14 protein-coding genes and 1 tRNA gene are annotated in these 14,576 nt (G+C 70.3%); 7 read left to right on the top strand and 8 right to left on the bottom strand.

The window, feature by feature from the left end:
* Window positions 1–32: 32 nt before the first annotated feature.
* The 3 genes from H7694_RS08980 to H7694_RS08970 all read right to left on the bottom strand — a co-directional run bounded on the left by H7694_RS08980 (window position 33) and on the right by H7694_RS08970 (window position 2,935).
* On the bottom strand, window positions 33–1,607 hold the full coding sequence (locus H7694_RS08980) for an HNH endonuclease signature motif containing protein (RefSeq protein ID WP_193596200.1): 1,575 nt from the start codon (window positions 1,605–1,607) through the stop codon (window positions 33–35).
* Between the two features lie 192 nt (window positions 1,608–1,799).
* Window positions 1,800–2,375, bottom strand: coding sequence for an AAA family ATPase (locus H7694_RS08975; RefSeq protein ID WP_227468038.1), 576 nt, complete (start codon window positions 2,373–2,375; stop codon window positions 1,800–1,802).
* Window positions 2,372–2,935 carry an AAA family ATPase gene (locus tag H7694_RS08970; RefSeq protein ID WP_193596199.1) on the bottom strand — a complete coding sequence of 188 codons (564 nt, stop codon included), beginning with the start codon at window positions 2,933–2,935 and terminating at the stop codon, window positions 2,372–2,374. The genes H7694_RS08975 and H7694_RS08970 overlap by 4 nt, the downstream gene beginning before the upstream one ends.
* Before the next feature lie 53 nt (window positions 2,936–2,988).
* On the opposite strand from H7694_RS08970, the gene H7694_RS08965 reads away from it, so the two are divergent.
* A complete protein-coding gene (locus tag H7694_RS08965) occupies window positions 2,989–3,663 on the top strand; it encodes a DsbA family protein (RefSeq protein ID WP_193596198.1) in 675 nt (224 codons plus the stop codon).
* A 90-nt stretch (window positions 3,664–3,753) separates the two neighbouring features.
* On the opposite strand, the gene H7694_RS08960 is transcribed toward H7694_RS08965, so the two are convergent.
* Both H7694_RS08960 and H7694_RS08955 read right to left on the bottom strand, forming a co-directional pair.
* Entirely contained in the window at window positions 3,754–4,944 is a 1,191-nt protein-coding gene (locus H7694_RS08960) for a metallophosphoesterase family protein (RefSeq protein ID WP_227468037.1), read from the bottom strand.
* Between the two features lie 146 nt (window positions 4,945–5,090).
* Entirely contained in the window at window positions 5,091–5,594 is a 504-nt protein-coding gene (locus H7694_RS08955; RefSeq protein WP_193596196.1) for a glutathione peroxidase, read from the bottom strand.
* A 59-nt stretch (window positions 5,595–5,653) separates the two neighbouring features.
* Between H7694_RS08955 and dusB the strand changes: the two genes are divergently transcribed.
* From dusB to H7694_RS08930, 5 genes are all read left to right on the top strand, one after another.
* Window positions 5,654–6,817, top strand: coding sequence for a tRNA dihydrouridine synthase DusB (gene dusB, locus H7694_RS08950; RefSeq protein WP_193596195.1), 1,164 nt, complete (start codon window positions 5,654–5,656; stop codon window positions 6,815–6,817).
* On the top strand, window positions 6,807–8,189 hold the full coding sequence (locus H7694_RS08945; RefSeq protein ID WP_193596194.1) for a deoxyguanosinetriphosphate triphosphohydrolase: 1,383 nt from the start codon (window positions 6,807–6,809) through the stop codon (window positions 8,187–8,189). The genes dusB and H7694_RS08945 overlap by 11 nt, the downstream gene beginning before the upstream one ends.
* Complete coding sequence (dnaG, locus tag H7694_RS08940) at window positions 8,189–10,060, top strand: DNA primase (RefSeq protein WP_193596193.1); 1,872 nt, start codon at window positions 8,189–8,191, stop codon at window positions 10,058–10,060. The genes H7694_RS08945 and dnaG overlap by 1 nt, the downstream gene beginning before the upstream one ends.
* A 34-nt stretch (window positions 10,061–10,094) precedes the next feature.
* Window positions 10,095–10,862 carry an ATP-binding cassette domain-containing protein gene (locus tag H7694_RS08935; RefSeq protein WP_193596192.1) on the top strand — a complete coding sequence of 256 codons (768 nt, stop codon included), beginning with the start codon at window positions 10,095–10,097 and terminating at the stop codon, window positions 10,860–10,862.
* 88 nt (window positions 10,863–10,950) lie between these two features.
* Window positions 10,951–11,026 (top strand) — tRNA-Asn (locus tag H7694_RS08930).
* Between the two features lie 72 nt (window positions 11,027–11,098).
* Here H7694_RS08930 and H7694_RS08925 read toward each other — a convergent pair.
* Window positions 11,099–12,079, bottom strand: a complete 981-nt coding sequence (locus H7694_RS08925) for a diaminopimelate dehydrogenase (RefSeq protein ID WP_193596191.1) — start codon at window positions 12,077–12,079, stop codon at window positions 11,099–11,101.
* A gap of 4 nt (window positions 12,080–12,083) precedes the next feature.
* Window positions 12,084–12,650 carry a peptide deformylase gene (gene def, locus H7694_RS08920; protein WP_193596190.1) on the bottom strand — a complete coding sequence of 189 codons (567 nt, stop codon included), beginning with the start codon at window positions 12,648–12,650 and terminating at the stop codon, window positions 12,084–12,086.
* A 67-nt stretch (window positions 12,651–12,717) separates the two neighbouring features.
* Here def and H7694_RS08915 point away from each other — a divergent pair, with 67 nt between their 5' ends.
* Window positions 12,718–13,800: a DMT family transporter gene (locus H7694_RS08915; RefSeq protein WP_193599144.1), complete on the top strand. Its 1,083-nt coding sequence runs from the start codon at window positions 12,718–12,720 to the stop codon at window positions 13,798–13,800.
* Here the strand turns inward: H7694_RS08915 and pgl are convergent.
* A complete protein-coding gene (pgl, locus tag H7694_RS08910) occupies window positions 13,794–14,576 on the bottom strand; it encodes a 6-phosphogluconolactonase (RefSeq protein WP_193596189.1) in 783 nt (260 codons plus the stop codon). The genes H7694_RS08915 and pgl overlap by 7 nt on opposite strands.

The raw sequence follows: 14,576 nt of genomic DNA, 5'->3' as shown, positions 1-14,576 counted from the left end.
GCGCAGGACTTATCCACAGGTAGTCGGCCCCGTCAGAACGGGGTGTGTTCAGATGACGGCGTCCAGTCGATGCCGGCTCCAGAGGAGGGGCCGGGATCACGGCCGGGCGGTCCGGTCGGGACGAACATCACGCGACGGGGCGGGGTGTCAGTGTGCGTGCGTCCGGTCGGACTGGTCCATTGGATGGACCAGTCGGGAAGCTGACGGGCGCTCCAGCGGTGCTCGTCCGGGATGTCGGGGTGCTTGAGCGCATGGTGCGTCTTGCAGAGGTAGGCGAGGTTGTCCAGCGAGGTCTTGCCGCCCTTGGCCCAGTCCAGGGTGTGGTCGAGTTCGCAGCGGTGGACGGGCATGCGGCATCCGGGGAAGCGGCAGTGCTGGTCCCGGGCGCGGAGGTGCCGGCGCATGGCGGCGGTGGGGGTGTAGGTGTCGGTCTGGGTGACGAATCCTTCGGGATCCAGGAAAAGGCGCGTCCAGCTGGTCGCGGTGCCGCCGAGGCTGCGGGCGACGGCGGGGTGGAGGGCCCCGTGTCCATCCAGCTGTGCAGGACGGTCGTCGACGCCCGTGAGGGTGCTCGCGTCGATGGTGACCTGGATGTGGGCGGTGATGTTGTGCAGTCCGTCGCCGAACACCTCGGACGGGGAGGCAGCCAGGAGCAGGTCGGTGAACAGTTCGGCGCGAATCCGGTCGAGGGAGCGGGTGTCGGCGGGGATCTGGATCGGCTGAGGTCCGGCGGCGATGATCCGGTCGACCGCGGCGTCGTATGCTGCAGCCGCCTCAGGGTCTTCCAGCGGCCCCGGTTCGGGGATCCAGCTCCCGACGACGCCCGGTTCGCCGGGGGTGAATGGGTCCCTGGTGAAGGTGTCGGCGACGCCGAAGATCACCGAGTCGGCGGGGGTTCCGTCAGGGAGAAGGTCGGGTTCGTCGACAGGGAGGACGGGAGTGCGGTCTTCGGGGTGCTCGCGCAGATGGGTGGCCTTCTGGGTGAGACGGTCCATGATCGCCACGGCGATGTGGGTGGGCAGCAGTGCGCTCAGGAATGACAGCTCGTCATCGTAGGGGCGGACGGTGATGTACTGATCATCCAGCGCCTCCTCGTGCCGGTCGGTGATGGTCTGGGGCGCCAGGGCCGCAGCCAGCTCCCTGACGTGGGCGCGAGTGCGGGCGGGTGCCTCGGCGGTCGCGAACTCCAGCGCCGCCGCTTCGAACAGCGCCCGCACACCGTCATCGAGAGTGCCGGCGTGGATCGCCTGGGTCAGCGGGCGGGCGGCGCGCAGGATCTCCCGGACGTGCGCCGCCGAAACGGTTCCGGCCTCGAACGCGGCACGCAGCGTTGGGAACTCGTCATGCAGGGTCCGGGCGTCGCCGAACGCCTGCTCCACGGTGCCTTTCGCGACGCGGCCCGCCGAGGAGAACTCCGCCACCATGCTGCGGCGGATCGTCTCGCGGTGCATCGGGGCGTCGGCCGCATCGGCATCAGCCAGCTCCGCCCGCCGCGCCAGGACCGCGGCTGCTTTCGCCTCCCACGCCGCGACCTGACGGCGCGCTTCGAGCCACTCGTCGAGCAGGGCTTCCTTCTCGACGTGGCGAGGGAGAGGGGCGGTGGACATGACTCCAGTGTAGTACAGATGTTCGAATTAGGGTAGGAGTTCGGGAGAAGAAGTTCGGGAAACTTCCGGGGCGCAGCTCGGCCCTTCGACAGGCTCCGGGACCCAGCGGGAGGGGGCAGCCCTTCGACAGGCTCAGGGACCCAGCGGGCGGGCGTGTGCTGGCCCTTCGAGAGCCTCAGAGAGCCAAGTGCGTCAGCGGACCCGGCGGAGCCAGCGGTCGAGCTCGCGGGGGTGGCGCAGGCGCACGACGACGAGGTGGGGGAAGAGGTCGAGCTTCTGCGGCATCCGCTCGGTCCAGAAGCCGCGCGTGCGACTCTGCCACGCGAGGATGTTCTCGTAGGGATCTCGCGTGGCCAGCAGCCGCCACAGCGGCTTTTCGACGTTGCCGTTGTACATCCGGGTGCGCAGGATGCTGCGGCGCAGCGTGCGCGCCAGCAGCCGGCGCCGCACCACCGGCCACGGATAGTCCAGCCAGACGGCGAGCTGCGCGCGGGGCGTGAGGATGTCGTCGGTGCCCTTGCTGGTGTACTGCCATTCGGTCACCCAGCGATCCGCAGCGGCGAAGGCGCGCACCTCCTCGAGGAACTCCGGCCGCGGCTGCCAGCCGGGGCCATGGTGCAGTGCATCCAGCTCGTGCGCATCCAGATCCCACAGTTCCGCGAGGCGCCGAGCGAGCGTGGTCTTGCCCGAGCGGGTGACACCGGCGATCAGCACGCGCGCGGGCCGGAAGGGCACCGGGTCGTCGGCCCCCAGCATCCGCCCGGTCATGTGACGGATGCCCTCAGCCAGCGCTCGGTCTCGCGCGGATGCCGCAGGCGCACGATCGTCAGACCGGGGAAGCCGGTCTCGATCGACGGCATCCGCTCCGTCCACTTGTGACGGGTGCGCCTCTGCCAGTCGAGGATGTTCTCGTCGCCGCGCACCGTCAGCGCCTGCCAGAGCGTCGGCTCGACGTTGCCGTTCCACAGCTTCGTGCGCAGGATGCGGCGCCGCCAGGTACGGCGCAGCAGCCGGCGTCGCACCAGCGGATACGGATAGTCGAGCCACACCAGCAGGTCGGCCCGTCCGGGCAGGACGTCGTTCGTGCCCTTGCTCGTGTACTGCCACTCGGTCACCCAGCGGTCGGTGGCGGCGAAGGCGCGCACGTCATCGAGGAACTGCGGGCGCGGCGTCCATCCTGGCCCGTGATGCAGCGCGTCCAGCTCGTGGTGCGCCAGATCCCAGCGCTCGGCGAGTCGCACAGCCAGCGTGGTCTTGCCCGCTCCGGTCACCCCCGCGATCAGGATCCGCTCCGGCCGGTGCGGCAGGGGATCGTCGGCGGTGAGCACCCGAAGATGCTAACAGCGGAATACATCCGCGATCGCGTCGGTTGGCACAGAGTGTGAGCCAACCCATCTCGATCGACATCTGGTCCGACATCGCCTGCCCCTGGTGCTACATCGGCAAGCGCAACCTCGAAGCCGGTCTCTCGGCACTCGCCACTGACGCCGACGCACCGCAGGTCGACATCACCTTCCACTCGTTCGAGCTGTCTCCCGACACCCCGGTGGACTTCGACGGCGACGAGGTCGACTTCCTCGCCGGTCACAAGCGGATGCCGCGCGAGCAGGTCGAGCAGATGCTCGCCCACGTCACGAACGTCGCCGCCGGTGCAGGGCTGGAGTACCGCTTCGACCTGCTGCAGCACACCAACACGGTCAAGGCGCACGAGCTGCTGCACTTCGCGAAGGCCAAGGGCCTGCAGCACGAGATGGAGGAGCGGCTCATGTCCGCCTACTTCACCGAGGGCAAGCACGTCGGCCGTATCGACGACCTCGTCGCCCTCGCCGCCGAGATCGGCCTCGAGCCCGACGAGACCCGCTCGGCTCTCGAATCCGCCCAGTACCTCGAGGCCGTGCGCGCCGACCAGGCGCAGGCACGCGCCTACGGCATCAACGGCGTGCCGTTCTTCGTCATCGATGGACAGTACGGCGTCAGCGGCGCCCAGCCGCCGGAGGCGTTCGAGAACGTCATCCGCGACGTCTGGGCGAAGAAGCAGCAGCCCGCCGAGGCCTGAGCAGGACAGCGCAATCACAGACGCGCAATCACAGACGCGGCAGGATCGTCCACCGATCCTGCCGCGTCCGTATATCGGAGCGTGCTCCGCTCAGAGCTCCTGCTGCTGCGGTGCCAGCGGCAGCGGCTCCATCGGCTGGTCGTTCGCCGTCAGGTCGATTCCGAGGTCACGCGCGTACACGACGCGGGTCGCGATGGCGACGTCGTCGCCCGCCTCGGTGAGCTCGAACACCCGGCCACCGCGCATGCGGTTGCGCTCCGCACCCGAAAGGCCGTAGGCGCCGAATCCGGTGCCAGGGGCGTAGCCGAGCTTGACGCCGTAGTAGTCGCCCACGTAGTCGTTGATGTGATCGTGGCCGACGAAGACGCCCTTCACATCACCGCGCTCGAGGATCGCGTTGAACATTCCCGAGTTGATCGGGCCGGGGCACTCGTCCTCGTTGCGCTCACCGACGATGCCGTGCCGGGCCTTGCCCCGAGCGGCGTCGGCCGCCGTGCGGGTGTCCACCCCGCCCCACCACATGAAGCGGTGCTCCCAGAGGGCGATGTGGATGAACATCAGTCCGGGAACCTTGCGTCCCTGCTGCTTCTCGAGGCGCTGCGACTGCTCGCGGTACCAGGCGACCTGGTCCATCCGCAGCCAGTCCCAGGTCGGGTAGCCGTCGAAGTTCTGCCCGTTGATCGCGCCGGGAGCGTAGCGCCCCGAGTCGATCAGCCACAGCTCGAACGCGTCGCGCTTGGTCTGCGCCGACGCGATCGGCACGATCGTGTTGCCGGTTCCGGTCAGACCGCGCGTGCTCTCGGCGTTCACGTTGTACTCGTACGACCGGTAGATCTCGAGCATCCCGGCCTCATCGACGCCGGACTGCGGCAGGGAGTCCTCGTCGTGGTTGCCGTAGGTGACCGCCCACGGGATGCCGCGCGACTCCATCGGCCAGACCACGTTGTTGATCGCCTGCTTGACCGCGAGACGGGTCTCGCAGCCGCCCGTGATGACATCGCCGTTGATGACGACGAAATCGGGCTTCTCCTGGTCGAGCACCTTCTCCATCAGCTCGACGGTGCGCCGGTCGGTGCGCTCGTCATCCTGTGTGTCGTTGAACTGCACGACCTTGAAGGTCCCGTCGGAGCGGAAGCGCAGACGCGGCGCCTGCGGTCCCGGACGCCCCGAGACGGGGGTGGACAGGGAGGCGTCGCTCGCGGCTGCGGCGTGGGCGCCGAGCGGCAGTGCGGCTGCGACGGCGCCGAGCGCGCCGGCGGTGATCACGGCACGTCGGCTCATGGGCATACGGTCAGGCATCCTGGTTCTCCTGTACGGCGGTGGCTGGAAGTCCGCCGGCGGTGACCCTAGGAAGCCGAGGTGGCGTGCGATCGACGCATGGATGAACGACACGCGCCGGTTGGCGCGCAAACGGATCCGGATGCCGTTCAGCGGCCGGATGCGGTCAGTGCATCCTCGATCGCCGAGACGACCTCGGGAGCGTCGGGAAGCTGCTTGGGACGGAAGCGCTGCACCGAACCGTCGGGGCCGACGAGGAACTTTTCGAAGTTCCACTCCACGCGGCCGGCCTTGCCCTGGGCATCCGGCGTCTGCTTGAGCGCCTTGAACAGCTCGTGGGCGTTGCGGCCGTTGACCTTGACCTTGTCGTTCACCGGGAAGGTCACCCCGTACGTCGTCGAGCAGAACTCGAGGATCTCGGCCATCGTCCCCGGCTCCTGGCCCATGAACTGGTTGCACGGGAAGCCCAGCACCGTCAGGCCCCGCTCGCCGTAGGCGCGCTGCAGCTGCTCGAGCTGCTCGTACTGCGGGGTGTTGCCGCAGCGCGAGGCGACGTTGACGATGAGCACCGCTCCGGAGCCGTAGTCGTCGAGGGTCTTCTGCGCGCCGGAGGCGTCTGAGAACGGGATCTGACGGATCGTCGAGTCGGTCATATCCACAGCCTAGGTCGCTGAGCCCCCGCTCGGCCGTCGTCTGGGAGAATGGAGGGGACATGACTCTCGCCACTGCATCCGCGCCCGCGCTGCGCATCGGACCGATCGACCTCGACGTGCCCGTCGTGCTCGCTCCCATGGCGGGCATCACCAACACCGCCTTCCGCCGCCTGTGCCGCGAGTACGGCGCCGGCCTGTACGTCAGCGAGATGATCACCTCGCGCGCACTGGTCGAGCGCAACGCGATCACGATGCGGCTCATCCAGCACCACGAGAGCGAGACCCCGCGCTCGATCCAGCTGTACGGAGTCGACCCGGCGACCATCGCCGAGGCGGTGCGCATCATCGTCGCCGAGGACCGCGCCGACCACATCGACCTGAACTTCGGATGCCCCGTGCCCAAGGTCACCCGCAAGGGCGGGGGAGCGGCTCTTCCGTGGAAGATCGGCCTGTTCGCCGACATCGTCGACCGTGCGGTCAAGGCTGCGGGCGATGTGCCGCTGACGGTCAAGATGCGCAAGGGCATCAACCGCGACCACCTCACCTTCCTCGACGCCGGCCGCGCCGCCGAGGACGCGGGTGCGGCAGCGGTCGCGCTGCACGCGCGCACGGCATCCGAGTACTACTCGGGCCACGCCGACTGGAGCGCGATCGGCGAGCTGAAGCAGGCGGTCACCAGCATCCCCGTGCTCGGGAACGGCGACATCTGGTCGGCCGACGACGCGGTGCGGATGATGGACGAGACCGGCTGCGACGGCGTCGTCGTCGGCCGCGGATGCCTGGGGCGCCCCTGGCTGTTCGGCGAGCTCGCCGACGCCCTCGGCCCGGGCGAGGCGCCGGCCGGCCCGAAGGTCGACGCGACCCTGCAGTTCGTCGCGCAGGCGTTCCGTCGCCACGCCGAGCTGCTGGTGGAGTTCTTCGAGGACGAGGACCGCGGATGCAAGGACATCCGCAAGCACGTCGCCTGGTACTTCAAGGGCTATCCGGTCGGCGGCGAGCTGCGCGCGGCACTGGCCCGCGCCTCGACGCTGCAGGAGATCGACGACCTGCTCGGCACCCTGGGCGACGCGCCCTACCCCGGTGTCGGCGCCGAGGGACAGCGCGGACGCGCGGGCTCGCCCAAGCGCACCGCCCTGCCCGAGGGGTGGCTCGACTCCCGCGAGATCGGCGAGGGCGTCGGCGCGATGATGCGCGGAGCGGAGATCGAGAACAGTGGTGGCTGAGCCTTCCGCCCGCGTGCCGGCGGGATACGACCAGCACGACGCGGAACGCTTCTTCTCAGAGACCCACCGCTCCGAGCGCGACGACTTCTCGCGCGACCGCGCCCGCGTGCTGCATTCGGCCGCGCTGCGGCGCCTCGCTGCGAAGACCCAGGTGCTCAGCCCCGCCAGTACCGCCGACTTCGCCCGCAACCGGCTCACGCATTCTCTCGAGGTCGCGCAGGTCGGCCGCGAGCTCGCGAGCGCCCTCGGTGTCTCGGCCGATGTCGTCGACACCGCCTGCCTCAGCCACGACCTCGGCCATCCGCCGTTCGGGCACAACGGCGAGCGGGCGCTGAACGACTGGGCCGCCGACATCGGCGGGTTCGAGGGCAACGCGCAGTCGCTGCGCATCCTCACGCGCCTCGAGGCGAAGGTGCTCGACGACAGCGACCACTCCGTCGGGCTGAACCTCACCAGGGCGAGCCTGGATGCGACCTGCAAGTACCCGTGGACCGTCGACAGCCCGCTGCCCGACCCGGGTGGACGGCTGAAGTTCGGCGTGTACCCCGACGACGAGCCGGTCTTCCGGTGGATGCGCGACGGCGCACCCGGCCGGCTGCGCTGCATCGAGGCCGAGATCATGGACCTCTCCGACGACATCGGATACTCGGTGCACGACTTCGAGGACGCCATCGTCAACGGCTACCTCGACATCGCCCACCTCTCCGACCCCGCCGAGCACGACGCCCTGGTCAGCCGCATCCAGCAGTGGGTGGGCTACGACTTCACCCGCGAGGAACTCGCCGACGCGCTGTACCGGCTCACCCGGCAGCCGATGTGGCTGAACACCTTCGACCGTTCGCGCCGCGACCTGGCACGCCTGAAGAACCTCACCAGCGACCTCATCGGCCGCTTCGCCCGCGCCTCGGTCGCAGCGACCCGGGAGGCGTACCCGGGGCCGTCCCTCGCCCGCTATCACGGCCACGTCGTCGTGCCCCGCGTGGTCGAGTCCGAGATCGCCGTGCTCAAGGGCATCATGGGGCAGGCCATCGTGACCATCGACGCCCGCAAGGGCGTCTACAAGGAGCAGCGCCGCGTGCTCACCCGGCTCGCGGACGCCCTGTGGTCGACGGACGCGCTGTGGTCGGCCGGCGCCGACGTGCTCGAGCCCGCATTCGCCGCCGACTTCGTCGCCGCGACGACGGATGCCGAACGCGCCCGCGTGGTCGTCGACCAGGTCGCCAGCCTCACCGACCAGACCGCCGTCGACTGGCACAACCGCCTGGTGGGCGAGATCGACCCCGCTGAGGTCGGCATCTGGACGCCCCGCCACGTGCGCCCCGGCGCACACCGTCGCCCGGCGACCCGCGTGCCCGTCGAAGGGGCCGTCTGATGCCCCGCATCCGGCAGTCCGACGTCGAAGAGGTCAAATCCCGCACGAACATCGCCGACATCGTCGGCGAGCGCGTGGCGCTGAAGTCCGCCGGCGTCGGGTCGATGAAGGGGCTGTGCCCCTTCCACGACGAGAAGAGCCCGAGCTTCCACGTCCGCCCGCAGGTGGGCTTCTACCACTGCTTCGGATGCGGTGCCTCCGGCGACGTCTACTCGTTCCTGCGTGAGCTCGACCATGTCAGCTTCACCGAGGCCGTCGAGCGCCTCGCGGGCCGCATCGGCTACGCGCTGCACTACGAGGACGGCGGCGCCGCCCCCGAGACGAGCGGCCGCAGCCGCCTGTACGCGGCGAACACCGCGGCGGCCGAGTACTTCCGCGGGCAGCTGCTCAGCCCTGAGGCCGAGACGGCGCGGCGCTTCCTCGGCGAGCGGGGCTTCGACGCGGGAGCCGCTGCGCACTTCGGCGTCGGCTACGCGCCGCGCGGCTGGGACAACATGCTCAAGGCGCTGAACGCACAGGGCTTCACGCGCGACGAGCTCAGCACGGCGGGCCTCGTCTCGACGGGACAGCGCGGGGTGTACGACCGCTTCCGCGGACGCCTGATCTGGCCGATCCGCGATGTCACCGGGCAGACCATCGGCTTCGGGGCACGCAAGCTCTACGACGACGATCAGGGGCCGAAGTACCTGAACACCCCCGAGACGCCGCTGTACAAGAAGACGCAGGTGCTCTACGGGCTCGACCTCGCCAAGCGCGACATCGCCCGCGGCGACCCGCGGCGGGTCGTCGTCGTCGAGGGGTACACGGATGTGATGGCCTGCCACCTGGCCGGGGTGACCACGGCGATCGCGACCTGCGGCACGGCGTTCGCCGCCGAGCACATCAAGGTGCTGCGCCGCGTGATGGGCGACGACTCGGCGGCCGGCGAGGTGGTCTTCACCTTCGACGGCGACGAGGCGGGGCAGAAGGCGGCGCTGCGAGCGTTCTCCGAGGACTCGCGGTTCACCGCACAGACCTTCGTCGCGGTGGCCCCGGACGGCCTCGACCCCTGCGACCTGCGCCTCACACGCGGTGATGCGGCCGTGCGCGGGCTGATGGACGCCAAGGTGCCGATGTTCGAGTTCGCGATCGACCGCAAGCTCGCAGGCTACGACCTGTCGACCGTCGAAGGGCAGGTGGGCGCGCTGCGCGCCGCCGCGCCCATCGTGGCCGAGATCCGCGACGAGCTGCTGCGGCCGGGCTACGAGCGCGTCCTCGCGCGGCGTCTGGGCATGGACCCCACCGCCGTGCATCAGCAGGTGCAGCGCGCCGCGCGCGGAGCATCCGACTCCGCTCGCGATGCGCGCGAGCCGCAGCGTGCGCAGCATCCCGCCGCGGATGCCGGCGACGGCCAGACCGCGACCCGCGTGCGGCTCGCCGATCTGCCTCGCACAGCCGACGTCGCGATCGAACGCGACGCGCTCATGGGGGCGCTGCAGTACGGTCACCGCATCGACCAGGACATGCTCGCCAGGGCGCTGTCCGAGCCGTTCCGGCATCCGGCCCTTGAGGCCGTACGCGAGTCGGTCGCCGCGGTCGGCGACCGCACCCGGGTCGGCTGGGCCACGACGGCGGCGGATGCCGTGCGCGAGCCGTATCGCAGCCTCGCGGGCGAACTGCTGATGATGCCGTTCCCCGCCCGCGACGAGGAGGGCGCGGTGGCCTCGGCCGCCGACCTGTGCCGGCGCCTCATCGTGCGTGCGATCGACCGGGAGAAGAACGAGCTGCTGGGTGCCGTGCAGCGCGTGGCCGCCGACTCCGACGGCGGGCGGGCGCTGCGGATGCGACTGCGCGACCTCGACGCGGAGCGGCTGCGGTTCGCCGAGTCGTGAGCTCGCCGGCGGATTCACCGGGCAGGATAGGGTCATGCCCGCCGCCAGTGACATCGCCATAGAGTGTTCCGACCTCGTCATCGACAGGATCGGGCACGGCGGCGTGACCCGCGCCGTCGACGGCGTCACGTTCACGCTGCACGCCGGTGAGCTCATGTGCGTCGGCGGTGCGACCGGATCGGGCAAGTCGACCCTCGTGGCCGCGCTGGCGGGCGTCGGCGACGAGTCGCTGAGGGTGGCAGGCGGACGTGCGGAGGTCTGCGGCATCGACATCCGCAAGCCCGGTCGCAGGCGCCGGATGCTGACCGCGCTGAGCGGCTACGTCGGGCAGGGCGCCGGTGCGAACCTGCCGCCGCGGCTCACGGTCGGCGAGGTCATCTCCGAACCGGTCACCTCGCGCGAGCGGAAGGTCAACACCAAGGCGCTCGCGATCCGCGTGGCGTCGCTGCTCGACGAACTGCACCTGCCGCTCGGGGCCGCATCGAAGTTCCCGTACGAGCTCAGTGCCGGGATGCGCCAGCGCGTCGCCATCGCCCGCGCCTTCATGCTCGAGCCGCGCGTGCTGATCGCCGACGAGCCGCTCGCCAACCTCGACCTGGAGGTGCGTCCGGTCGTGTTCGAGGCCATCACCCGCCGCCGCACCGAGCAGTCTATGGCGGCCCTGCTGGTCACCAACGACGCGGCGTTCATCCGCGAGCTCGACGCCGAGGCGCTGCTGCTGCGCAGCGGCCATGTGGTGGCGCGGGGGATCGGGAAGAACCTCGTCTGGTCGCCGAATGCCGAGGCGGATGCCGCGGGCTGAACGCGCCACGCCCGGGGTGCCCGTCGTGTTCGGGAGCGGCCGCGGAGTTTGCTAAGCTGGGTGAGTTGCCCGCCCGCGGGGAACATGATCCTCGGTAGCTCAATTGGCAGAGCAGCCGGCTGTTAACCGGCAGGTTCTTGGTTCGAGTCCAAGCCGGGGAGCCACTCCCCTCGAAACCCCGTCCTCGTGGCGGGGTTTCGTCGTTCCCGCCCCGGAACCGACAGGCGGGTCGACCGTCAGAGGAGCTCGGCGCGGAGCTGCTCGGGGGTCTTGGGGGAGAGCAGACCGGGGGCCACGTCGAACGGCGTCTTCGCACCGTGGCCGCCGGCGGCGGCCAGACGGGCGGCCGCGCGCGCGTAGGCGACCAGGACGCTGGCGGTGAACTCCGGGTTCGAGTCCAGCGCGAGCCGGAACTCCAGCGTCTGATCCGTGCCCGCCGACGTCGTGCCGCTGCGGATCACGAACCCGCCGTGCGGGACGCCGGCGTGGTCACGCGCGAGCTCCTCGGCGGTGATGAACTCGACGGTCGTGTCGTACGGCTCGAAGTAGTCCGGCATCGTCACGATCGCCTCGCGCACGGCATCCGCGTCCGCACCGTCCTCGAGCACGACGAAGCATTCGCGGGTGTGCTTCTCGCGGGTGCTCAGCTGCGGGCGCTCGCCCGCGCGCACCTGCGTGATCGCGTCGTCGGAGGGGATCGTGTACTGCACGCCGGCCGCGACGCCCGGCACGCGGCGGATGGCATCCGAATGCCCCTGGCTGAGCCCGCGGCCCCAGAACGTGTAGGTCTCGCCCTGCGGCAGGATCGCCTCGCCGTACAGGCGCTGCAGCGAGAACAGGCCCGGGTCCCACCCGGTGGAGATGATCGCGGTCGTGCCGGCCGCTCGCGCCGCCGCATCCACGGCGGCGAAGTGCTCGGGGATGCGGGCGTGCGTGTCGAAGCTGTCGACCACGCTGAACATCGACGCCAGCTGCGGCGTCTGCTCGGGCAGGTCGCTCTTCGACCCGCCGCACAGCACCAGCACATCGGTCTCGTCCCGCATGCCCGCGAGGTCGTCCATACGGTGCACGGCCGTGTCGGCGCGCAGTGTCGTCACCGACGCCGGGTCGCGGCGCGAGAAGACGCCGACGAGCCGCAGGTCGGGATTGAGTGCGATCGCCTGCTCCACGCCGCGTCCGAGATTGCCGTAGCCGACGATGCCGATCCGGATGCTCATGCCATCACCCCTCGAGGTCGTCCACGCCGGGCGTCCAGCTCGCGCCGCCGCGGGTCCAGCCGCGCTTGCGGGCGATCTTCTGCACGGTCTTCCAGTCGCCGTCCGACAGACGGTCGACGTACAGGATGCCGTCGAGGTGATCGAACTCGTGCTGCATGATGCGCGCACGCCAGCCGTCGACCTCGATGCGGACCGGCTCGCCGGACAGGTCGACGCCGGTCACCAGCACGCGGTCGGAGCGGCGCAGCGGGAATCGCTCGCCGGGGAACGACAGGCAGCCCTCGGACTCCTCGTCCGGGTCGGGGGAGCCGGGCTCGGGCGGGGTCATCCACAGTTCGGGGTTGATGATCTCTCCGCGCCATGGGCGGTCGTCGTCATCCACGTACGAGTACACGTAGATGCGCTGCGGCACGCCCACCTGAGGGGCCGCCAGGCCGACGCCGGGGGCGAGATCCATCGTCTCGTACATGTCGGCCACCAGCGTGCGCACCTCGTCGGTGATCTCGGTCACCTCGGATGCGGGGGAGTGCAGAACGGGGTCGCCCATGATGCGGATCGGAAGAACAGCCACGCCACAACACTACTGGGCGCCCGACGGCAGGTAGGGTGAAACGGTGCAGCATGGGGCGGATCTGGCGATGGGCGTGAGCGACCAGCTGATCGGCGTCTTCCAGAACCCCGCGCTGCTGCTCGGCATCCCGCTCGCGCTGGCCGGCGCCGTCTTCATGTCGCTCGGCGCGCAGTACCAGCACCGCGGTGTCGAGAAGGTCGAGAAGCTCACCGGCGTCGAAGGCACCACGGGCCTGAGCAGCTCGCAGCTCAAGGGGCTGCTCACGCGTCCGTCGTGGATCATCGGCACGCTCATGCTGGGCTTCGCGATCCTGTGCCAGCTCAGCGCCATGGCCATCGCGCCGCTCATCGTCGTCCAGCCGCTCGGTGCGGTCGCCCTGGTCGTCACGACGCTGCTGAACGCGCGCGTCTCGGGCCACACGCCCACGCGTCACTCGCTGATCGCGATCGGACTGTGCCTGGGCGGCATCTTCCTGTTCGTCACGCTGGCGGCCCTGTACGCCACGGAGCGCCCGATCAGCAACGAGGACCTGTTCATCATCCTCACCGTGCTGCTGGTCGTGATCATCGTGCTCGGCGCGTTCTGGCTGATCCTGCGCCACCGCATGCGCGCCCTGTTCTACGTCAGCGGTGCCGGCATCCTCTACGGCTTCGTCGCCACGCTCGCGAAGGCCGTGATCAGCCGCATCCAGGCCGGCGATTTCGAGTGGCTCACCGTCGTCTGCCTGATCGCGCTCATCGCGGCCGCCGCCGTCGGCGCCTACTTCGTGCAGACCGCATACAGCTCGGGCCCGCCCGACCTCGTCATCGCCGGACTCACCGTGATCGATCCCATCGTCGCGGTGCTCATCGGCGCCCTCGTGCTCGGAGAAGCGGATGCCGCACCGGTCCCGGTGCTGATCATGTTCGGCGTCGCCGGGGTGATCGCCGTGTTCGGCGTCTTCGGGCTCGCGCGGTACCACCCGCAGGTGCTCAGCGAGAGCCAGGAGCTCGGCATCCGTCGCGGAAGCGGCGGGGGCCTTTCGACAGGATCAGGCCAGGCAACAGGGGCCCAGGGCGGCCCTTCGACAGGCTCAGGGACCCAGCCGTCGACAGGCCCTTCGAGAGCCTCAGGGACCCAGGACGACGACGACCCGTATCGCGATCAGTAGTCGCGGTCGATGAGATCGGGAGAGACGCCCGATGCGGCGGCCTCGTCGACGAAGAACACCGTGCGGCGGCGGCCCTTCGCCCCGGCCGCGGGCACGCTCGCGTAGCTCGCACCGGCCAGGGCCAGGCCCAGGGCGGATGCCTTGTCGGCACCGGTGAGCACGAGCCACACCCGCTTGGCGGCGTTCAGCACGGGGCGCGTCAGCGTCACACGCTCGGCGGGAGGCTTGGGCGAGTTGCGCACCGGCAGCGCCGCGGCATCCGTCACCGTCACCTCGGGACGATCCGGGAACAGCGAGGCGATGTGCCCGTCCGGGCCCACGCCGAGGAAGCACACCGCGAACGATGGCCACGGCTCCTCATCGCTGCGCGCGAACCGGGCCAGGTCGGCCGCGTAGGCGGCGGCGGCCTCGTCGAGCGTCAGGCCGTCCGACGGCGCGGCGACCTCGTGCACGTTCTCTGCGGGCACCGGGATGCGATCCAGCAGTGCACGACGCGACTGCAGGGAATTGCGGTCGTCGGCATCGCGCTCGACGAACCGCTCGTCACCCCACCAGAAGTGCACCAGCGACCAGTCGATCTGCTCGACCCGCGGGTCGTCGGCCGCCGCTGCCAGCACGGCCCCGCCCATCGATCCGCCGGTCAGGCAGATGTGGGCGAGGCGGCCGTTGCGGGTGCGCGCGATGACCCGGGTGAGGAATCGATTCGCGACCCGTGCCGCGAGTGCGGCCGGGGTCGGCTCGACGACCACGGTCTTGATCGATCCCTGCACCGTCAT

The sequence above is a fragment of the Microbacterium sp. YJN-G genome (genome assembly GCF_015040615.1).
GTDB lineage: Bacteria > Actinomycetota > Actinomycetes > Actinomycetales > Microbacteriaceae > Microbacterium.
The sequence above is the reverse complement of the archived record's forward strand: the minus strand, read 5'-3'. Positions and strand labels throughout refer to the sequence as shown.